16 protein-coding genes are annotated in these 23,617 nt (G+C 32.0%); 15 read left to right on the plus strand and 1 reads right to left on the minus strand.

Annotated features, from left to right (window positions below; genetic code table 11):
• Positions 1–302 precede the first annotated feature (302 nt).
• The 9 genes from KO500_RS15370 (at position 303) to KO500_RS15410 (ending at position 8,744) form a co-directional block, all read left to right on the plus strand.
• A complete protein-coding gene (locus KO500_RS15370) occupies positions 303–815 on the plus strand; it encodes a hypothetical protein (protein ID WP_215957454.1) in 513 nt (170 codons plus the stop codon).
• Positions 816–1,350: 535 nt separating this feature from the next.
• Positions 1,351–2,388, plus strand: coding sequence for a DUF1852 domain-containing protein (locus KO500_RS15375; RefSeq protein ID WP_215957455.1), 1,038 nt, complete (start codon positions 1,351–1,353; stop codon positions 2,386–2,388).
• A 29-nt stretch (positions 2,389–2,417) separates the two neighbouring features.
• Positions 2,418–3,446 (plus strand): methionine synthase, encoded by a 1,029-nt coding sequence (locus KO500_RS15380; protein ID WP_215957456.1) that lies wholly within the window; start codon positions 2,418–2,420, stop codon positions 3,444–3,446.
• A gap of 512 nt (positions 3,447–3,958) precedes the next feature.
• Complete coding sequence (locus KO500_RS15385; RefSeq protein WP_215957457.1) at positions 3,959–4,522, plus strand: TetR/AcrR family transcriptional regulator; 564 nt, start codon at positions 3,959–3,961, stop codon at positions 4,520–4,522.
• 53 nt (positions 4,523–4,575) lie between these two features.
• Entirely contained in the window at positions 4,576–5,019 is a 444-nt protein-coding gene (locus KO500_RS15390; RefSeq protein ID WP_215957458.1) for a cupin domain-containing protein, read from the plus strand.
• 22 nt (positions 5,020–5,041) lie between these two features.
• Positions 5,042–5,788, plus strand: a complete 747-nt coding sequence (locus tag KO500_RS15395; protein WP_215957459.1) for an SDR family NAD(P)-dependent oxidoreductase — start codon at positions 5,042–5,044, stop codon at positions 5,786–5,788.
• A gap of 106 nt (positions 5,789–5,894) precedes the next feature.
• Positions 5,895–6,848, plus strand: a complete 954-nt coding sequence (locus KO500_RS15400; RefSeq protein WP_215957460.1) for an alpha/beta fold hydrolase — start codon at positions 5,895–5,897, stop codon at positions 6,846–6,848.
• 9 nt (positions 6,849–6,857) lie between these two features.
• Positions 6,858–7,838: an alpha/beta fold hydrolase gene (locus KO500_RS15405; RefSeq protein WP_215957461.1), complete on the plus strand. Its 981-nt coding sequence runs from the start codon at positions 6,858–6,860 to the stop codon at positions 7,836–7,838.
• 522 nt (positions 7,839–8,360) lie between these two features.
• Positions 8,361–8,744, plus strand: coding sequence for a VOC family protein (locus tag KO500_RS15410; RefSeq protein WP_215957462.1), 384 nt, complete (start codon positions 8,361–8,363; stop codon positions 8,742–8,744).
• A gap of 5 nt (positions 8,745–8,749) precedes the next feature.
• Here the strand turns inward: KO500_RS15410 and KO500_RS15415 are convergent, their stop codons facing one another.
• Positions 8,750–10,444, minus strand: a complete 1,695-nt coding sequence (locus KO500_RS15415; protein WP_215957463.1) for an arylsulfatase — start codon at positions 10,442–10,444, stop codon at positions 8,750–8,752.
• Between the two features lie 465 nt (positions 10,445–10,909).
• On the opposite strand from KO500_RS15415, the gene KO500_RS15420 reads away from it, so the two are divergent.
• The 6 genes from KO500_RS15420 (at position 10,910) to KO500_RS15445 (ending at position 23,491) form a co-directional block, all read left to right on the plus strand.
• Entirely contained in the window at positions 10,910–13,669 is a 2,760-nt protein-coding gene (locus KO500_RS15420; protein ID WP_252732559.1) for a LuxR C-terminal-related transcriptional regulator, read from the plus strand.
• Between the two features lie 220 nt (positions 13,670–13,889).
• Complete coding sequence (locus KO500_RS15425; RefSeq protein ID WP_215957465.1) at positions 13,890–16,988, plus strand: SusC/RagA family TonB-linked outer membrane protein; 3,099 nt, start codon at positions 13,890–13,892, stop codon at positions 16,986–16,988.
• A 17-nt stretch (positions 16,989–17,005) separates the two neighbouring features.
• Positions 17,006–18,418 (plus strand): RagB/SusD family nutrient uptake outer membrane protein, encoded by a 1,413-nt coding sequence (locus tag KO500_RS15430; protein WP_252732561.1) that lies wholly within the window; start codon positions 17,006–17,008, stop codon positions 18,416–18,418.
• A gap of 57 nt (positions 18,419–18,475) precedes the next feature.
• On the plus strand, positions 18,476–19,282 hold the full coding sequence (locus KO500_RS15435) for a prolyl oligopeptidase family serine peptidase (RefSeq protein ID WP_252732563.1): 807 nt from the start codon (positions 18,476–18,478) through the stop codon (positions 19,280–19,282).
• 3 nt (positions 19,283–19,285) lie between these two features.
• Positions 19,286–21,637 carry a beta-glucosidase BglX gene (gene bglX, locus KO500_RS15440; RefSeq protein ID WP_215957466.1) on the plus strand — a complete coding sequence of 784 codons (2,352 nt, stop codon included), beginning with the start codon at positions 19,286–19,288 and terminating at the stop codon, positions 21,635–21,637.
• A 6-nt stretch (positions 21,638–21,643) separates the two neighbouring features.
• On the plus strand, positions 21,644–23,491 hold the full coding sequence (locus KO500_RS15445; RefSeq protein ID WP_215957467.1) for a family 43 glycosylhydrolase: 1,848 nt from the start codon (positions 21,644–21,646) through the stop codon (positions 23,489–23,491).
• The last annotated feature ends 126 nt before the right edge of the window (positions 23,492–23,617 follow it).

Here is a 23,617-nt window from a genome sequence, read left to right on the forward strand (position 1 = left end):
TAAGTTCAAATCTAAAGGATCTGAACGTGATGTAAGTAGTAAAAGAAAGAGGATTACGGGCGTTGTCGAAGTCTAAAGCTTCACCGTATAAAGTAACCTTAATTCTCTCTTTTGTTCTTTCTGATTTATAACTAAATTTAATAGAAATCAAACTTAAGCGGTGTAAAAATAATTGCTAGTGCAAGCCTACTTACGAAAATCCTCGCGAATTTTCTATTCGGTTTGTATTTGCTAAATTAGGTGCTTAAACCACGCAACTAATCTTATACAAACAGGTTACCTGCAAGCTGAAAATCGAAACTATGAAAAAACATTTAGTTATAATTATTATTTTGATTTCATTCAAAAGTTTTGCTTGTGACTGTGTGATAAAAAGACTTTCCGATTGGCAGAAATCTGAATTGGAAAATTCTGAATGTATTTTTATTGGAGAAGTAATTGAAGTGAACGAAGCCGACTTGACATTTAAAATAAAAGTAACGGAATCATTAGATGGTGGAGACTCAATCGGAAATGTTTATGTTGGAAAAAATTGGAAATATTGCAGTCCATATGTTGAGAAAAATGGAAAGTGGATTGTATATGGAAATATGGAAGACGGATTTTTACGGCTGAATATGTGTGGAATAAGTAGGAGTTTTGACTATCCAATAGTTAATCCTCTTCCGCCTTCACCTGAACTGTACGAAAAGAAAATAACTGAAAAAGAAAAAAAGAAACTGATTGAAAAATTACGTGCTGAAAATATGAAAATCGCTTTGTCTGACTTGGAATTAGAAATAATAGCTTTGAGAAAAAAAAGAGATGATGAATAAAAGCCTGCAGGTAACAAAGAACTGAGGTAAAAAACAAACAAAATCTTCATTAAATTTAGATACTATTATTCTAGGCTCATAGATTCAAAAACAGATTCTTTGAGCTTTTTTATTGTATTAAATTTCTATTTATCTAGGCAATATAGAAACGTAAGTTTCATCATACGGCCTTTTAGATTTTGCAATAGCAAAGCATTGTTTTAAAAGTTTATTCTCATATTTAAAATTTTCATCAATATTTACAATAGCGGTATATTCTTAAATAAACTAGCGTGCTAGATAGATTTAATTGAGGAGTTACTTGTTTAATCATTAATTATCCTTCTTTTTGAAAGTATTTTAAGCAACTATACGACAATCAATTCTGAGTTTTCTGTAGATAAATTATCTGTTTTTTTTAATTTTAGATCTTTGTAAAGTGTAATTATCTTTAAAATATTTAAAATAAAGTAATATATTCTGATTTTATATCTATTTAAAAATTATTAATCTTTTATTTTGATATTTGTAAGGTAAAAAAACTAAATATCATCAAATGAAATCGATTGTATTAGAAAGTTCTAAAAAAGGTAAGGTTGAAAACACTACTAGTAAAATTAAGAACGATTTTTCATTCATATTAGATAGAAATTTTTTCAATGAAAACTATGTTCCGTCTAGTAGTACACGAGCAACAACCAACTTTGCTAACTTAGCAAGAGGAGAAAATCGTCAAGAAAACTTACGCAATACTATTAATATGATTAACAATCGTTTCAATAGTATGGCGAAATGGGATAACGCTAATAACGATAGGTATTCAGTTGAATTAGAAATAGTTTCTGTTGCTGTAGATATTGATGGTAGTGGTAAAACATTTCCATCTATTGAGGTTCTAAAAACATATGTTGTTGATCATAAAACAAGTAAACGTATTGAAGGTATAGTCGGTAATAATTTATCGTCGTATATCCGTGATTATGATTTTAGCATATTGCTTTCAGAACATAATAAAGGAGATAAAAACTTTGAGCTTCCTGATAATTTTGGTGAGTTACACGGAAATATATTTAAGTCTTTTGTCAATTCTGATACTTATAAAAATAACTTTAGTAAGTCACCTGTTATATGCCTGAGCGTATCAAGCAATAAAACATATCATCGTACAACAAACCATCATCCAATATTAGGTTTTGAATACCAAACCGATACCTCTTCTTTAACGGAAGAATACTTTAAAAAAATGGGATTGAAGGTTCGTTATTTTATACCGCCAAATAGCGTTGCACCTTTGGCTTTTTATTTTTTTGGAGACCTATTGGCTGATTATACAAACCTTGAACTAATAAGTACAATTAGTACTATGGAAACGTTTCAAAAGATTTATAGACCTGAAATTTACAATGCTAATGCTACGGCAGGAGAGTGCTATAATGCTAGTTTAAATAACCAAGACTATTCTTTAACAAAAATTATATACGACCGTGAAGAGCGAACTAGTTTAGGTATTGAGCAAGGTAAATTTACGGAAGAGCATTTTATAAAGCCAAACAAAAGTTTGTTAGAACAATGGTCTAATAACTTCAGCCTTTAATTAATACATCACTTTTTTATTATATTGTTATGAAAAAATTATTACCAACTTCAACTGTTGGAAGTTTACCGAAACCTGCTTGGCTTGCGCCACCCGAAAAATTATGGTCACCATGGAAATTAGAAGGGAATCACCTAAAGGAAGGAAAACAAGATGCTTTGCTTGTTTCATTACAAGAACAACAATTAGCAGGAATTGATATTATTAGTGATGGTGAGCAAACACGTCAACATTTTGTAACGACTTTTATCGAGCATTTAAATGGTGTAGATTTTAAAAATCGTAAAACGGTAAAAATTCGTGACCGTTATGAAGCAAGTGTTCCAGTTGTTGTTGATGAAATTGCACGTCAAAAATCAGTTTTTGTTGATGATGCTAAATTTTTACGCAAGCAGACTAATAAACCCATTAAATGGGCATTGCCAGGACCAATGACCATGGTAGATACTTTATATGATAATCACTATAAAAGCCGAGAGAAATTGGCTTGGGAATTTGCGAAAGTACTCAACGAAGAAGCAAGAGAACTCCATGATGCAGGTATAGATATAATCCAGTTTGATGAGCCGGCATTTAATGTGTTTTTTAACGAGGTGAACGATTGGGGTATGGTTGCTATGGAAAGAGCTGTTGAAGGTTTAAATTGCGAAACTGCAATACATATTTGTTATGGTTATGGAATAAAAGCCAATAATGATTGGAAAAAAACATTAGGTTCAGAATGGCGTCAATACGAAGAAATTTTTCCAAAAATTCAGAAATCAAATATTGATGTGGTGTCCTTAGAATGTCATAATTCACATGTACCTTATGATTTAATTGAACTTGTTCGTGGTAAAAAAGTAATGGTCGGTGCAATTGATGTGTCAACTAACACCATTGAAACACCTGAAGAAGTAGCGGCTACTTTACGCAAAGCTTTAGAGTTTGTAGCTATTGAAAATCTATACCCTTCTACGAATTGTGGTATGGCTCCGTTATCGCGAAATATTGCAAAAGCCAAATTGAATGCTTTAAGCGCTGGTACAAAAATTATACGTGATGAATTTGCGATTTAAAAATTTATAAATTCATAAAATTATAAAAAACAAACAACTGGTATTTAAGGCAGTTGTTTGTTTTTTTAAGAAGTTGTGCGAATAAGAACTTTTTTCTTCATTCAGTTATAGCTATAATTAATACGAATAAAATTGAAATCGAAAGAAATTAATTGGGTTTATATTTTTTAGTAAAGTTCACTTGAGTTTTTACAACTAAATAATTGTGGAATAAATAGAGTTTTTAATTATTCAATTGTAAACCTTTCTGCTCTTTCACCTAAAGTATGTGAAGAGAATACAACCAAAAGAACGTATAACGATAAATAAAAAAATTTTGTTTTAAAATATGGAAACCGCCTTTCTAACTTGTAGTTTAAAACTAATTGCTTTGCGAAAAAATAACGATAACTAATATTTTTTATTAAAATAACTACTAATACAGTTGATTAAATTACTCAAATAAGTTGTGAGCTTTTTATGAAAAAAAGACAGACCTGTCTGTTTTTAAAAATATTTTATATATTTGCAGTATGAAACATAGTGAAGTAAAAAATAAAATCACTGAAACAGCTTCATTTTTATTTTATAAGAATGGGTACAATTCTACGGGTATAAACCAAATTATTGCTGAAGCTGGCATTGCTAAGGCTACGCTTTATAGTCATTTCAAATCTAAAGAAGAGATTTGTTTAGCCTATCTTCAATTTAAGAATATCAATTTTCTTGAAGATTTTGAAAAATTTACCACATCAAAACCAAAAGGAAAACAGCAGATATTAGCCATATTTGATTTCCTTCACCTTTTTTATCAAGACAAAGATTTTAATGGGTGTTGGTGCATTAAAACGGTTTCAGAAATACCAAAAGATAATGAGATTATTAGAAATGAAATTCAGTCTCAAAAAAACAACTTCATAGCACTCATAACTAAGCTTATTACTAATAATCTTGAAGACGTAAAACATGAGCAAATAAGTTCACTTGCTAGACAAATCTATTTACTATACGAGAGTGCGGTGGGCGAAAGTCACTTGCATCAAGAAGATTGGCCTATTATAGAGTCTAAAAATTTATGTGAAAAAATAATAAACTAAAAAAATTTAAACAAACAAAGACAGACTTGTCTGTCTTTAAATAATATTTTCCTATGAAAAAAAACAACACTTCAAGCGATTACTCAAAACTAGAATTAGGTGAATTCTCAAATTTGACTGAAAATGTATTTCAGCCAAGTCCTGATTTTAAATTAGAAGGTAAAAAGTTTGTAAAAGATGAACTCGGATTAACGAGCTCCGAAATATCGTTTAATACTATGGTGCCGAACACGGCCATTCCGCTACTTCATAAACACAAAGAGAACGAAGAAATATATATTGCTGTTAAGGGCAAAGGGCAATTACTTCTCAATGATAATTACGTAGATATGAAAGAGGGAACAATTGTAAGAGTTGCCACAGATACAGAAAGAGCTATTAGAAGTAATTCGGATGCACCTTTCTCTTATATAGTGATACAAGCCAAAGAAAATTCATTCGAAGGAAGCACTGTTTCTGACGGATACTTAATTGAGAAAAAACCAAATTGGAATTAAATAATAATTAAATAGAAATAAAATGAAAGAATTTGAAAACAAAGTAGCCTTAGTAATTGGTGGAACAAGTGGAATTGGCAACGCAACAACAAATGCGTTATTGGAAGGTGGTGCAACAGTACATGTTGTAGGAAGAAATACGGATAAAATTGCCGATGTACCAAACTTGGTGAAACACACAGCAAATATCTCTAATACCACAGAAGTGGATGCTTTAATAGCTAAAATAGATGTTTTAGATAACTTAGATTATTTGATAAATGCCTCAGGGATTTTTGGACCTAAACCTTTTTTAGATCATACCATGGAAGATTATAATTCATACCAAGATTTAAATAGAGGGTTCTTTTTTATCACTCAAAGTGCTGCTAAAAAAATGAAAGCTACACAAGGTGGGTCGATTGTAAACGTAGGTTCTATGTGGGCAAAACAAGCTGTAAAAGCAACACCGTCTTCTGCATATTCTATGCAAAAAGCAGGTTTACATTCATTAACTCAACATTTAGCTATGGAATTAGCAGACGATAACATTCGTGTAAATGCGGTATCTCCAGCACTAGTAAACACACCTGTTTATCATGGTGTTTTTGGTGGAGAAGCAGAAGCTAAAGAAGCGTTAGTTGGCTTTAACGGTTTTCATCCAATAGGTCGTTTTGGTGAATCGGATGATATAGCTAATAGTATCGTCTTCTTATTATCAGACAAAGCGGCTTGGGTAACAGGTGCTATTTGGGATACTGATGGTGGTGTTATGGCTGGTAGAAATTAAAAAAATAAAAATAATTATGAAGCCATAATCGTAACTAATTTAGGTTATGGCTTTTCTTTTTAATAAATCTCAAAATTATTTTGAGATTTAAATTTGAATTCAAACTATGAAAAATTTAGTCTTAATTTTAAGTACAGTTTTATTGTTTATATCTTGTAAGGAGGAAGTAGCATTAGAAACAGATCATCTTTCTAAAACAACAACACTAAAATATAAAAACTTAGAAGTCAATGGTATTAATATTGCTTATAGAGAAGCAGGTGATGTAAATGATCCAACCATAGTTTTACTACATGGTTTTCCAGCATCTTCATATCAATACAGGAAAGTATTGGCGCAATTATCTAACGAGTTTCATTTAATTGCTCCTGATTATCCTGGTTTTGGAAACAGCGATTTTCCAGATGCTGAAACGTTTGCCTATACGTTTGATAATATAGCAACGGTTGTAGATTCATTTTTAGAACAAAAAGAGATTAACTCTTATGCCATTATGATTCAAGATTATGGAGCTCCTATTGGTTTTAGATTAGCTACAGAACATCCTGAAAGAATTACAGCAATAATAAATCAAAACGGAAATGCTTACGAAGCAGGTTTAGGTGATGCTTGGGCTGGCATAAGAGCACTTTGGAAACATAGAACAAAAGAAACCGAAGAGGCGCTATTACCTGCTTTTTCGTTAGAAGGTTTAAAATGGCAATACACACATGGTGTTAGAGATATAGAAACTGTAGATCCGGATACTTATAATTTAGATTTTTTAAGATTGTCTAGACCAAATGCACATGCTGTAAATTTAGATTTGTTTTATGATTATCAGAATAATGTAAAACTATATCCAAAATGGCAACAGTATTTAAGAGATAATCAACCACCATTATTAATAGTTTGGGGTAAAAATGATGCTTTTTTTCCTGAAAGTGGTGCCGAAGCGTTTAAAAAAGACGTAAAAAACATAGATTACAACATTTATGATACCGGTCATTTTGCTTTAGAAGAAGATGGAGATGCTATTATTAAAAACATGAGAGGTTTTATGAGAAACCTGAATAAATAGATTAACAGTATGAGACAATTTGCACTAACATTAGTTATTATAGCCTCTTTTTTTGGTTGTCAGAATGCAATTGAGAAGAATGAAAAACAGTTTTTTTTACCGCCAGCTACAACGTATAATTATGTAGCAATTGATAGTGTAAAACTGTTTTATAGAGAAGCAGGAGATAAAAGCAAGCCGACGATAGTTTTACTTCATGGCTATCCATCATCTTCACATTCGTATAGAAACTTGATTCCGATGTTGGCAACGGATTATCATGTTATTGCTCCAGATAATTTAGGATCGGGTTACAGCACACATTTAGATCCTGAAACTACAACCTATACGTTTGATTTATTGGCAGCTTACACGGAGAAGTTAATTAATGCGCTTCAAATTGAAAATTACGTGATGTATATGCAAGATTTTGGGGCACCTGTAGGTTACCGAATGATGATAAAAAACCCAAAACGAATAGAAGCTCTAATTGTTCAAAATGCAAATGCCTATTTAGAGGGTTTAACGCCTAAACGACAAGATTTTTTTAGAACGGCACAGACCGATACATCTGAAACAAAACATGATTTTTTATATAGTTTAACAAGTAAAGATGCTATAATAAATAAGCAATATTTATTTGATTTGGATAGCACAAATATCAACATTCAAAGTCCGGATGCTTGGACACATGATTTGGGATTTTTAAGATCTAAAAAAGACAGAGAAATTCAGGTACAGTTATTTCAAGATTATAACACCAATTTAATTCGATACCCTGAATGGCAAAAGATGTTGAAAGAAAATCAACCAAAAACATTGATTGCTTGGGGCAAAAAGGATTTGAAATTTAATGCCAATGGCGCAAAGGCATATTTAAAAGATATACCAAATGCTGAGTTACACTTATTGGATGCTGGTCATTTTGCAGCTGAAGAAAAAACAAGAAAAATAGCAAAACTCATTTTAGAATTTTTAGCTAAAAATGAAATAACTAACCACAACAAATAATTAAGATAAAAACACTCATTTTTTTTGTTTAATAGCTTTTATGTATTAAGTGCTTTAATTTACCAAGTACAAAAATGTTTTCGACCAAAAACCATTTTTTGAAATAGTAGAAAAAAATATAACTAAAAAGCAACTTTAATTCTAAATAAAAATGAAGCTGAGAATGAAGATTATATATATTATTTAGAAGATGGTACTAGCTTATGGCACGGATTCAGATTTAAAATCAGGTGTCAAAATACCGGTAGGATTGAAGTAATTATAGATAAAGTTGAAATAAATATAGGTAGCGTAAGCGGAACAACAACATATATCTTTTGGGAAGATATATAGTAAAAAGCTCAAGAGGAATACTTGTTTTAATATACATAGAGGTATTATCATTCTTTATACGAAGATGAGCCGTATTGGACTTTCGATCTTGCTTTTTGGTAAGATGTGCCATTGACCGAAAAATATTTTATTCAAGTACCTTGAGTTTTTTAAATTTCTTAATTTTAAAAATATTTAACCACCAAAATAATGCTCGATTTTACCTTTAACCATATTGCACTTTCAGTAAAAGATGTGAATGAATCTGTTGATTTTTATCAAAAAGTGCTTCAACTTAAAGAAATTCAGAATACTGCTTCAGCATCAAAAACAAGATGGCTTTTGTTTAATGAGAATAAACAACTTCATCTTATTCCGCGCCCAGATGCAGAAATAAAGATTAATAAAGCTGTGCATTTTGCACTTACAACTTCAGATATAGATTTATTTATAACTAAATTGAATGAGTTGGAAATCGATTATTCTGACTGGAGAGATACACCTAATAAAGATTATATACGTAATGACGGAATTAGACAAGTTTATTTTCAAGATCCTGATGGATATTGGATTGAAGTAAATTGCGAAAATTAATAATACTATTTAGCTTTTAACTTTTCTATATAAACATAATATGCAGGGTAAACTCTGTTGTATTTATCAATTAACTGAGCTTCCATATCATATTTCCCTGCAGGGATGTTTCCGGTAAATGTAATTTCGCCGGGGTTACCTTCAATTTTTATGGTTTTTGAAATATTAGCCACATATAGGTAAGCCTCAGTAAAGTCAGACTTTACACTGGCTGGCATAATTTGTTCCAATTCCTCAGTTTTCTTTACTTCTGGGAAAGTTGCATTAATTGCTAAGTTACTTTCACGAGGAAAACGTCGTAAACTAATAGTGTATTCGCCATCTTCTACAAATTCAATTTTCCATCGCCCTGTACCTTGTGATGCGGTTGCTGCACCGTATTGGTGCCAAATGTTATTGTACTTTCCAGTTAATAAATCATGCGTAGAAATACGACTTGGGTTTTCTTCAGGTGACCCCACTTTAATATAGGCATATCGTTCATCTGGTCCTTCAGACATTATTGATTTCCACCAATTTTCATAGCCTTCTTTTAATCGAGTAACAATCTCAGGATAATTTGCTATTACATTATTTTTTTGACCTAAATCTTCATTTATTTGGTACAATTCATCGCCGTTGACTAAACGCCATTGGTCATCCATAACAACGTTGCTTTTATACTTTATAAGGTTTTGCTTTCGTTGCGTGTCCATGTATAAAATTCGGTTCTTCCAATCTGTATTTTTTTTCTCTAGCAATGGTTTCAAACTAGTTCCGTCAAGGGGTTTTTTGGGTTCAAAATCAAGACCTAGTAAATCAACAAAAGTGGGTAGCAAATCATAATGCGCTACTAATTCATCAATATCTTTACCTCCAGTTAGTTTTCCATCTGGCCAACGAATAAATAACGGTACACGGTGTCCGCCTTCATAAACACTACCTTTAGCGCCTTTTAAACCAGCATTGTAAGCACTACGACCAACTGCCGTACCATTATCAGTGGTGAAGATAAGTATGGTGTTGTCACTAATTTTTAATTCTTTTAGTTTGTCAACCAAAACTTTGAAATTATCGTCTATATTACTAATCATTCCATAAAAGCGTTTTGTTTTTTCAGGAATTTCATCAATATCTTTATAAAGTTCTAAATACTCTTTAGGCAAATTTCTTGGTCCGTGTGGTGCGTTGGTAGATAGGTAACAGAAAAAAGGTTTGTCTTTATTCTCTTCAATGAAGTCTATTGCCTCATTAAAAAATACATCTGTACAATAGCCATTATATTTTTGGGTTTCCCCGTTATGCCAATAAGTATCATCAAAATAATCATTTCCCCAATAATCCGGACCTTGGGTAATGCCACCACCACCAAGCCTTACAACTTCGTCAAAACCTCTATCTTCTGGTCTGTATGGGTAATTATCTCCTAAATGCCATTTGCCAAACATGCCATTGGTATAACCATTCTCAGAAAGTACTTGTGGCAGAATAACTTCATCTTCAAAAAGAATAGAACGGCCAGATATGGTATGGTAAACATTTAAACGGTTTGTATGCCTACCCGTCATAATTGAGCCACGACTAGGTGCGCAGGTAGTTGATACATGATAGTTTGTAAACCGAACAGACTCGTTATAAAAATCATCAATATTAGGCGTTTTGAGGTAAGGATTACCGCTACTCGATAAATCGCCTTTTCCTTGGTCGTCAGTAATGACCATTATGATGTTCGGTTTCTGTTTTTTAGCCTTTTTTTGAGCTAAGAGAAGAGTATTTGAACTAATGAAAAATAGTGCAAATAAAGCAACAATTATTACGCGTTTTCTTCGATTTAAAAACATTTTAATACTCTTTAAAATTAAAAAAACAAACAAGTTAGTACTATTAGCATCCAAGATAATACTTTATATTTTTTTATGTTTCTTTTGACTGATTTTAGCTTAATGATTTATGTTGCTCCATGGTTTTATTTACTTCGTATTAAATAAAATCACAATTATTAATTACATGATATTTAATAAGTTGGTGTTTAGTAGCGAAGTTTAAGTGTGTAGTTATTTTTCAATTCATAAAATTTAATTAATAAGCTTTCTTGTTTCTAATTTGTTTTATAAATTAAATAGCTAAGTTTAGCAGTAATTAATTTTAGTTTTATAATGAGATTTAGGTTTATTGTATTTATAATTTTGACATTCTTTTTTTACTGTAAATTACCTGCACAGTATATACCTTATTTTCAAAACTTCTCATTATCAGAATACAAAGCAGGAAATCAAAATTGGTCGCTTTCAAGATCAGAAGATGGTATGTTATACGTAGCCAATAATAATGGCTTATTAACATATGACGGTGTAAAATGGGCTTTTAATGCACTACCCAATAAAACTATTGTTAGATCGGTATTAGCACATAATGGATTGGTGTATACAGGTTCTTATGAGGAGTTTGGCTATTGGGAAAAAGATAGTAAAGGTTTTTTAATTTATAACTCATTAAGCGATTTAATTAAGGAGCAAATTTCATCTAATGAAGAAATATGGCAAATAGTACCTTTTGAAAACGGAATAATTTTTCGTTCTTTTTCAAATATATACGTCTATAATTTTAATGGAGAAATAGAAAAAATACCAACCAATTTGGTAATTATCTCTTGTAATATAGTAGGTGACAAATTATACGTTGCTACATTAAATAATGGTATTTATGAATTAAAAAACAATCGTTTAGTACAGATAATTAATAATAGAGCTCTTGCTAATACTAAAGTTTTAGCTATTAAAGAATTTGATGGTAAATTGTTGATAGTTACCTCGCTAAAAGGTTGTTTTGTTTATGATGGAGATACTTTTAAACCGAATGATTTTGAAGTTAATGCTAAAATTAAACAACATTTACTTAATGGTTTTTCTATTTTAAAAAGTGGAGAAATGGCTTTCGGTACAATCAAAGATGGAGTGTATATAACCGGTTCTAAAGGGGAGATTACATATCATATTAATAAAGAAAATGGTTTAATAAATAATACCGTATTAAGTCAGTTTTTAGATAATGAAAATAACTTATGGCTAGGCTTAGATAATGGTATAGCTAAAGTATATTTAAATAATGATAACTATTTTTTTAATGACGTTTCTGGTAGGTTAGGTGCAGTTTATGATGTTATCAATTACCAAGGCACTGTCTATATGGGTAGTAATACAGGCTTATTTTATATTGATGAGCAAAAAAAGTTGCAATTTATAGAAGGTTCGCAAGGGCAGGTGTGGAGCTTACAAGAAATCGAAGGAGATTTGTTCTGTGGTCATAATGACGGTACGTTTTTGGTAGAAAACCGTAAACTAAAATTAGTATCGAATGTTGTTGGTGGTTGGGCGATTAAAAAAGTACCGAATAAGAATAATGTATATGTTCAAGGTACTTATATAGGTTTGGTTACTTATAAAAAGAAGAACGGTAATTGGGAAGCTACCAGTTTAGGAAAAACGACTATACCTAGTAAATATTTAGCTTTTGAAGATGAGCAAACTGCATGGGTAGCACATGCATATAAAGGACTTTATAAGGTTAAGTTTGATAAAAACTATGATTCAATTAAAAGCATTGAGAACTATAAGGGAAAAGGTGTTTTTTCAGATTTTAATGTTAGACTATATAAAATTAAAAATGAAATATGTTTTAAAACCAATGATGGATGGTTAAAATACCAACCGATACTTGATAGTATTGTTCCTTATCAATTGTTAGATAAAACTTTTGGTAGTGATGCTTATATTATTTCTGAAGAGAATACGAAGCAAATAGGATTAAAGAAAGCCAACGATGTTATTAATTTTAAATCTTTAAATACAGATGAACAGGAAACTTCATTATCAAATATTTTTTTAGAAAATAAACTTATTGTAGGTTATGAGAATGTTTCAAAAATGAACGATTCTATTCTTGCGCTAAATTTAGATAACGGTTTTATGTTGTTTAATACTAATTCTCATTCAAAAGCTGTACTATACAAACCTATAATAGATCAAATAGTAATTGATGAAAAATTGAAAGACACTACAGATTTTGATAAAATAGATTTACAAATAAATAGTAGCTTTCGTATTAGCGTTTTATCACCAAGATCAACAAATCATTTTTTTGAATATAATATTTTAGAGTTAGAGGCTAATAAATGGCAAAAACTTGAAGAAAATACTTTGGAGCTATCTAGCTTAAAGGACGGTAGTTATACTATTTTGTTTAGAACAAGTAATCCGTTAGGGCAATTTTCTGAAGCTACTAAAATTCAATTAGAAGTATTACCACCATGGTATAAAAGTACTTTAGGTTTTTTACTTTATACCATCCTATTTATAATAGTTGTATTGCTAATTTACTATTTCAATAAAAAGAAGAATGAACAAGTTCAAAAACAATTGAAAATAAAATATGCGAAAGAGCAAGAAAAGCTACTAAAAGAGAAAACATTAGAAAATGAGAAAAGAATTATTCAACTTAAAAATGAATCATTAACTAATGAGGTTAAATTAAAAAGTAAAGAGTTAGCAAATACTGCAATGGCATTGGTGAAAAAAAATGAAACCCTTCAAGAAATTAAAAAAGAACTAGCCGTTAGTAAAGAAAATTTTGACAACCAATACACCTACAAAAAAATACTAAAAAAGGTAGATAACTCTATTGAATATAAAGATGAGTGGAAAGTTTTTGAACATAATTTTAATCAAGTTCATGAGGATTTCTTTAAGAGTTTAAAAAGTAATCATCCAAACTTAACTGCTAAAGACTTAAAGATATGTGCCTACATCAAAATGAATTTAGCCAATAAAGAAATAGCTCCATTAATGAATGTTTCTGTAAGAGGTTTAGAAACACATAGATATAGATTAAAAAAGAAATTAAATTTAGAAAATGATATTTCTGTGTTTGATTATTTATCAAATATGTAAAATAAAAGCTTTAAATTATCTTTTTGATAGTTCGTAAATACGTCATTACTACTTCATTTAACATATTTTGATGTTTTTATACTCACTTTTTTTATACAATTAACACCAATTATATAGAGCTTTCTAAACATTTTAATAAAGGTGACGTATTTAAAGTGTACGTGTTAAATTTTTCAAAAATTAAATTGGTTCTAACTTGTCACTTCTAAAATTCAAGTATATGAAAACAAAATTTATATTTAATTTATTCCTACTATTTTCAGTTTTTGGTTTTGCACAAGAATCAACAGTATCTGGTGTGGTAATAGGTTCTGATGATGGTATGCCGGCAGCCGGTGTAAATGTCGTTATTCAAGGAACCACTGAAGGTACCAGTACCGATTTTGATGGTAATTATACAATTAGTGTTACAGAAGGTGATGTGTTAGAATTCACTTATATCGGATTCAAAAAAGTAGCTATTCCCGTAAACGGACAATCGGTTATTGATGTAAAATTAGAAGCCGATTTAGAGTCTTTAGATGAGGTGGTTGTTATTGGTTTTGGTACTCAAAAACGATCAGATTTAACAGGTTCAGTTTCCAGTATAAAATCTGAAGAACTATTAAAACAACCAGCCTTGAATGCCACGCAGTCCATACAAGGTAAATTATCAGGTGTTAATATCATCAACACTAATGCACCGGGTAGTGAACCGGTAGTTATGATTAGAGGTTTAGGTACTGCTGCATCAGGTACTACGCCACTGTATATTGTTGATGGTGTTCAGGTAAGTGGTATTAGTAATATTAACCCTGCCGATATTGAGAATATGGATGTTATGAAAGATGCAGCTTCTGCGGCTATTTATGGTATGGATGCTGCCAACGGTGTTGTGTTTATTACCACAAAAAAGGGTAAATCTGGTAAAGCCAAAATTTCTTTAAGTTCGTATATGGGGGCTACAAGTATGCTTAATCAAGTAGAAATGGCTAATGCTTCTGATTATATTACGTATTTCAACGAAGTGCAAACTTCTATTGGAGGAACAAACCTACTTTCAACAGAACAACTTTATGATACAGATTGGTTTGACGAATTAACCAATGTTGGTTTTTCAAACAACAATAACATTTCTATTTCTGGTGCTAATGATAAAATCAATTATTTTTTCAGTTTTAATAATTATTCTGAAGATGGTATTTTAGAAGGTCAGAATTTAGCTAGGAACACTATAAGATCAAATAACACATTTAATATTTTAGATGATAGAATAAAATTTACTCAAAATATTAGTGCTTCGTTTATAAAATCTATTCCTAAGCCTTACAGTTCTTTTAATGAGGCATATAGGCAAGCACCAATAGTACCTGCTTATTATAAAAATGGAGATTTTGGTCAGCCAGATTGGGATACTACAACAGGGCTTGTTGCTTACCAAGGCGGTAGCAGTTTAAATTCAATTGGTAACCCATTAGCAACGGTGTATTATAATAACGAGAAAGACGAAACAACAGATTTACAAGGGTCTTTTGATTTAGAAGTTAAAATAACTGATGATTTAAAAGTAAACTCACGTTACGGAGCAACAAAAACATACTATAAATCAAGAGTTTTTAGCGATATAAAATCTCAATACTTAACTACGAATACTGGGCAAGATGAATCAGATTTTGAAGCTTTGAAAGAAGCAAACCCTGAGGTAACTACTTATGCAGATAATAGTTTATCTTATACAACATCAGAAAGTTATAGATTTAACTGGGATACGTATTTAACTTTTGACAAGCAAATAAATAATCATTCTATTAATGTTGTTGCAGGTCTTACAAAAGGTAGTAAAAATGACATCTATAATTCGTATCAGCAAGCTTACGATGTGCCTGAGAAAGAGCAATATTGGAATATAAATTTTGCTTCTGATGATTATGATCAAGTCTCGCAGCAATATTACTCAACGCCAATACATCAATTATCGTATTATTCAAGATTGCAGTATAACTACAATCAAAAATATTTTCTTCAAGCAAATATTCGTAGAGATGGTATCAGTACTTTTAATAATGATAATGATACGGAGTATTTTGGCAACTTCCCATCTTTTAGTGCAGGTTGGGTTTTAACAAAAGAGAATTTTTTAAGTGATGTTAAAAATTTAGATTTCTTAAAAATAAGAGCAGGTTGGGGTAAATTAGGAAATTCAGATGTACCTTTTAATGTATCAACTTATACCACAAGTACTACAAGTTCTAACACAAACTATGTGTTTGGTGCTAATCAAGATTTAGTGTATGGTGCTGCATTAGGCGCTTCTGTTTATCCAATTTCTTGGGAGGTTACTAAAGAAACAAATTTAGGACTTGACTTTCAAGCGTTTGATTATAAACTGTCAGGTAATTTCAATTATTATAATAGGAATACTGAGAATGCAATTCTATATGTAACTCCTGTATATACCTCGGGTGAAAGCTCTAATTTCTATGATCATGGTGCTGAAGTTATTAATAAGGGTTTTGAAGTAGAATTAAATTGGAAAGACAATATCTCTGAGGACTTCTCTTATAACGTTGGTCTTGTATTTTCAAACAACAAAAACAATGTAGAGAATGTAAAAGATACCTATGACGGACAAACAGGAGGTAGCTTGTCTAACGGACAAGTCACAAAAAAACTAGAAGAAGGACAACCAATTTATGCATGGTGGATGTGGGAAGCTGACGGTGTTTGGCAGAACCAAGATGAAATTGATAATAATGCACATTACGGTTCTCCATCTCCTGGTCACCTACGTTATAAAGATCAAAATGATGACGGAGTTATTGATGATAACGATAAAAAGTTCTTAGGGTCTTATATGCCTACCTATAATTTCGGATTCAATTTTGGTGTAAACTATAAAAACTTTGACCTAGCTGTTGATGCTTTTGGTGCCGGTGGAAATAAAATTTACAACGGATTAAAAGGTACTCGAATAGATGGAGGTGAAAACATTGCAGCCGCTACATTTACTAACCGTTGGACAGGAGAAGGCTCTACAAATTCAGATCCAGGAGCAGATAGAGATTCTTACGCTTCTAGTTATTATTTAGAAGACGGTGATTATTTAAGAATTAACAACATAACTATAGGGTATACTTTACCTAAAATAGTAAATCAAATTTCTCGAATTAGAATTTATGCAACGGCTAAAAATCCATTTATGTTCACAGGTTATTCTGGTTTTACGCCTGAAATAGTTGGTTCAAGTGACTCTACAGGAGCAAGTGGAACATCAGGGATAGAGCTATCTGCTTATCCAAATACAAAAACATTTATTCTAGGTGTAAACGTTGATTTATAACATTCAAAAAAACGATTATGAAAATTAATAATAAAAATATGCGAGTTCTATATTTCGTACTAATACTATTAATAACAGCATCTTGTAGTGAAGAATATTTAGATGTTGATAGTAAAGAGGAAATAGCTCAAGAAGATTCAGAGAATGTAACACCTGAAGAAATGGTAAATGGTGTTTACGGTATGCTTACGGAATTTGCTTATGCATTTTCGTACTTAGGTATAACCGAAATTATTTCAGATAATGCAGATAAAGGGAGTTCGTCTACTGATACAGGTTCTGATAAAGATGTATTAGATGCTTTAACTTTTACAAGTAGCGCCGGTTCTTTAATTGAAATGTGGGATAACTGGTATAAATCAATAAACAGAGCGACCAATGCAATTGAATATGCTGAAGATTATGGTTTAACAGACGAAGACTATAAAGATAGATTGGTCGGGGAAGCGGAGTTTTTAAGAGCCTTAAATTACTTTTGGTTGGTACGTTCTTTTGGTGCTGTACCCTTACAACATATTGATTTGGTTGAAAGACAACCAGTAGCTGATGTGTACGATTTTATTGAAGAAGATTTGCTAGACGCTATCGATAAATTACCACTTAAAAGTGAATATGATTCTGATGATTTAGGGCGTGTGACTAAAGGTGCAGCACAAGCACTTTTAGCTAAGGTGTATTTGTATCAAGAAGATTGGGAGAATGCTTATGATATGGCCGATGAGGTTATACTTTCTGCAGAGTATAGTTTACATTCTGATTATGCAGCATTGTGGAGAGCAACTACAGAAAACGGTGTAGAATCAATTTTTGAGGTACAAGCAAGAGGAGAATCTATAGCACACGGTGTGCAACAATATTCACAAACACAAGGTGCTAGAGGTACTGATGGTTGGGGCTGGGGTTACAATATTCCGTCTGAAACACTTGTAAATGCTTATGAAGCAGCAGGTGATGAAATTAGAATGAATGCTTCTATTATTTTTGAAGGCGAAACCTTGTGGGATGGCCGTGAAGTATTTACAGTTGAAAACCCAAGGTATAATGAAAAAGCATATTCTAGTGCTTCTGCTGGTGCCGATGAAAGTGATAAAAACATTAGAATACTTCGTTATGCCGAAATATTATTGATAAAAGCTGAAGCAGCTTCATACCTTGGTGAAGATGCTGCAACACCTTTAAATTTGGTAAGAACTAGAGTTGGTTTAGATGCGATAAGCAACCCAACTTTAGAACAAATTTGGGAAGAAAGACATTTAGAGTTGGCTATGGAGCACGACCGTTGGTTTGATTTGATTAGAACTGGACAAGCACAAGAAGCAATGGCGGCTGATGGTAAAACATTTATTGTGGGCAAGCATGAGTTGTTTCCTATACCTTATAATCAATTAGTACAAACTCCATCAATGGAGCAAAACCCTGGTTGGGAATAAGTATAAATTTAGGATACACTAACTTAGTTAGTGTATCCTAAATTTAATTGATAAGTAATGAGAATGTTAGTTACTCAAAAAATAATGTTGTTCAATATATTAGTAATATCACTTTTTATTGGCAACGCACAACAAATAGAAAAACCACAAAATTTGTATCAATCAAAAACGCATATAGTTGGTAATAACACGCTAAAATATAGAATGTTATTACCTAAAGACTTTTCAGAAGATAAGAGCTATCCTTTAGTTTTGGTATTGCATGGTTCTGGGGAGCGAGGTGATGATAATGAAAAGCAATTATTGCATGGAGGTGATTTATTTTTAAAAGAACAGCTCCGCAATTCATTTCCTGCGATAGTGATTTTTCCGCAATGCCCTGAAAGTGACTATTGGTCTAAAGTAGTTGTAGACCGGACAAAAAAACCATTCACTTTTGATTTTAAATATAATGAAGGTCCAACAAATGTAATGACATTGGTTATTGATTTGATGGAAGAAATGGTATATAAACCCTATGTAAAATCCGATCAAGTATATGTGATGGGCTTATCAATGGGTGGTATGGGGACTTTTGAAATTTTGTATCGAAAACCAAAAATGTTTGCAGCAGGCGTTCCAATTTGTGGCGGTGGTGATGTTACTTCAGTTACACAATATGCAAAATCAGTACCCTTATGGGTTTTTCATGGTGCTAAAGATAATGTGGTAAATCCAAAATCATCAATCAATATGGTCTCGGCGATACTAAACAATGAGGGTTTTCCAAAATTTACCTTATATGACTTTGCAAAACATAATAGTTGGGATGCTGCTTTTTCAGAACCAGAACTTTTGCCATGGATTTTTTCAAAAACTAAATAAAAAATGAATAGAAGAATATATATTATATTAAGTGGAGTTGCATTTTTAATATTTACAATCTTTAGTTGTACATCAGAAACTACTAAAAATGTAGCACCCAACATCATAAAAAATGTAGCTAACGATAAAATAGCTGTGAAAGTAGATTCTGTTTTAGCACTGATGACTATCGATGAAAAAATAGGACAACTTAATTTACCAACTTCTGGAGATATTACGACAGGTGTAGCAAAAGGTTCTGATGTTGGTAAACGAATAGAAGAAGGTAAAATAGGTGGTTTGTTTAATATTAAAACCGTTGAAAAAATTAAAGAAGTTCAAAAAATAGCAGTAGAAAAAAGTAGGCTTGGTATTCCATTAATTTTCGGGATGGATGTTATTCATGGTTACAAAACAACATTTCCGATTCCCTTGGGCTTATCAAGTTCTTGGGATATGGAAATGATTGAAAAAACAGCGCGTATTGCAGCAATTGAAGCAAGTGCAGATGGTATTAATTGGACTTTTTCTCCAATGGTAGATATATCAAGAGATCCACGATGGGGTAGAGTATCAGAAGGTAATGGTGAAGACCCATTTTTAGGCAGCGCAATTGCCAAAGCAATGGTGAATGGCTATCAAGCAGAAGATTTAACAGCAAACAATACGTTATTAGCATGTGTGAAACATTTTGCACTTTATGGAGCAGTTGAAGCAGGTAGAGACTATAATACTGTTGATATGAGCCGCATTAGAATGTATAATGAATACTTAGCGCCGTATAAAGCAGCAGTTGATGCAGGCGTGGGTTCTGTTATGGCATCTTTTAATGAAATTGATGGTATTCCTGCAACAGGAAATAAATGGTTGCTTACTGATTTACTTCGTGACGATTGGGGATTCAATGGTTTTATAGTAACCGATTACACAGGCATTTATGAAATGATAGATCACGGAATAGGGGATAAGTATGCGGTATCAGAACGTGCATTAAAAGCAGGCGTAGATATGGATATGGCTGGTGATTCTCCATCAATTCCTGCTGCATTTGCTAAAACATTGAAAGAATCTTATGATAACGGTAAGGTGACAATGGAAGAAATTGATGCTGCAGTAAGAAGAATGTTGACGGCTAAATTTCAGTTGGGTTTATTTGATGATCCTTATAAATATTGTGACATCAAAAGGGCTAAAACTGAAATTTTTACACCAGAACATAAAGCATACGCACGTAAAGTTGGTGCAGAATCTGTGGTGTTGTTGAAAAACGAAGCACAATTACTACCAATAAAAAAGTCTGGAACTATAGCTTTAATTGGTCCGTTGGCAAAAGCGGCTAATAATATGGCTGGTACATGGAGTGTAGCTACGGATCAAGAAAATTCAACTTCTGTTTTTGATGGTTTAACTGAAGTTGTTGGCGATAAAGCATCACTGTTATACGCAAAAGGTAGTAACGTAGATTATGATTTAGCGCTTGAAAATAGAGCAACAATGTTTGGTAAAGACATCCCTAGAGATAACCGAACAGATAAAGAACTTTTAGATGAAGCACTACAAATAGCAACTAAATCAGATGTTATAGTTGCTACGCTTGGTGAAACGGCAGAATTTAGTGGAGAAAGTAGTAGTAGAACAGATTTAGGAATTCCGCAAGTACAAAAAGATTTGTTGAACGCATTATTGAAAACAGGGAAACCGGTTGTTTTAGTGCTTTTTACAGGTAGACCATTGGTTTTGGTTGAAGAAAATGAAAATGTACCGGCAATACTTAATGTTTGGTTTCCGGGTAGTGAGGCAGGCTTGGCAATATCAGACGTGTTATTTGGCGATGTTAATCCATCAGGGAAATTAACAGCTACGTTCCCAAGAAATGTTGGGCAAGTTCCAATTTTTTACAATCATAAAAATACGGGTAGACCTTTAGGAAATAAAGAAGGTAAGTTTCAAAAATTTAAAAGTAATTATATTGATGTTCGTAATGAACCTTTATATCCGTTTGGTTACGGATTAAGTTACACAACTTTTAAATACAGTAATTTTAAAATAAATAAACCTGAAATAACAATGAATGATACGGTTACTGTTTCTGTAGCGGTAACCAATACGGGAGACTATGACGGAAAAGAAGTGGTCCAACTATATATCAGAGATGTTGTGGGTAGTATCACAAGACCAGTAAGAGAGCTGAAAGGTTTTCAAAAAGTAATGATTAAAAAAGGAGCGACAAAAACTGTTACTTTTAACTTAAGTGTTGAAGATTTAAAATTCTATAATTCAGATTTAGATTTTGTTGCAGAAGCTGGTGATTTTGAAGTGTTTGTGGGAACAGATTCAAATGCCGAATTAAAAGGGGAGTTTTCATTGTCAAAATAAAATAACATGAAAAAAGGCGTAATAGTTTTATTGATACTTCTGGTTTGTTCTTGTCAGTATAAACCAGAAGAAAAAAACACTAATACTACTGATGTTTCTATTGAAAATACCAATAGAACTGATTCCGAAACTTACATTAACCCTTTAGATATTGATTATACCTACATGGTGTATAATTCAACTAATAATATATCATACCGTTCAGGAGCAGATCCGGCAGTAATAGAGTTTAAAAGGGAATATTACATGTTTGTTACACGTTCTTTTGGGTATTGGCATTCTACTGATTTGGTCAATTGGAAATTTATTACGCCTCAACAATGGTTTTTTGAAGGTAGTAACGCACCCACGGCATTTAATTATAAAGATTCTCTAGTTTATTTTGCAGGTAATCCTGCGGGTTACGGTAGTATTCTTTATTCTGATGATTTAAAAAATGGAAAATGGAAACCAACAGCTTCTATTTCAACAGATATTCAAGATTCAGAATTGTTTATTGATGATGATGGCAAGTCGTATTTGTATTGGGGATCTTCAAATATTTACCCAATTAAAGTAAAAACACTAAATAAAAATGATCGTTTTTTAGAAACAGGTGTTAAAAAAGAGCTTATTAATTTAGAAGAAGAAAAACACGGATGGGAACGTTTTGGAGAAAACAACTTTCATCCCACGTTAAAAGAAGGTTATATGGAAGGCGCTTCCATGACTAAACACGATGGAAAATATTATTTACAATATGCAGCTCCCGGAACACAATTTAATGTGTATGCCGATGGTGCGTATGTAAGCGACTCACCTCTAGGTCCGTTTACGTATATGAAAAATAACCCCATGAGTTTTAAACCTGGCGGATTTGCAAACGGAGCAGGGCATGGTGTAACAGTAAAACAAACCAACGGCCAATACTGGCATTTTGCGACAATGGCATTAGCATCTAACTCGCAGTGGGAACGCCGTTTATGTATGTTTCCTACTTATTTTGATGATGACGGTTTAATGTATACCAACACAGCGTATGGCGATTATCCGCGTTTTGCACCAAGCCACCCTACAAAAGCGGGACAACATAATGGGTGGATGTTGCTATCGTACAAAGGTGATGTGACCGTTTCATCTTCATTAAAACAAGTTGAAAAGTTTACCTCAAATGATGATCAAGTTAAGATTACCGAATTGCCATTGGAGAAGAATGCTAATGGCCAAATATTAGCTAAAGTTTTAACTGATGAAAACCCTAAAACATTTTGGGTTGCAAAAGCTAATAATGGCGAACAATCTATTCAAATTGAAATGCAACAGTTAGGAAATATTCATGCCATTCAGTTGAATTTTCATGATTATGAATCGGGCATTTATACGCGTACAGAAGGATTAAAACATCAATTCACTATTGATGTATCAGAAGATGGTAGTACATGGAATACAGTTGTAGATAAAAGTAAGAGTAATAAAGATACACCTAACGCTTATATTGTGTTAGACAAACCTGTAAAAGCAAAGTTTGTACGTTATAATAATATAAAAGTTCCAGGTGCAAATTTTGCAATGTCTGAATTTCGAATATTTGGTATGGGCTTAGGAGAAAAACCAAAACCAGTTTCAGGTTTTAATATAAATAGAGAAAAAGATCGTAGAAATGTGTCTTTTACATGGAATGCGGTAGAAGGAGCGCAAGGGTATAATATACGCTGGGGAATAGCAAAAGATAAGTTATACCAATCATGGCAAATTTATGATAAGAATGAGCATTTTATGCGTTGTTTAGATCGTGATACGCCGTATTATTTTGCTATTGAAGCTTTTAATGAAAACGGAATTTCTGAAATTTCTGAAATTTTTTATGAGGAATAACAACTCAATTAAGAAAAACAGTCTGCAAAAATATATTTTATTAAAAAAAATAACAAAACATTACCATTTCAGGTAATCTCAATTTAAAATTTATCTTCTTTAAAACAAGCTTAAATTCTAATTAAA

The organism is Cellulophaga baltica (genome assembly GCF_018861125.1).
Classification (GTDB): Bacteria; Bacteroidota; Bacteroidia; order Flavobacteriales; family Flavobacteriaceae; genus Cellulophaga; species Cellulophaga baltica_A.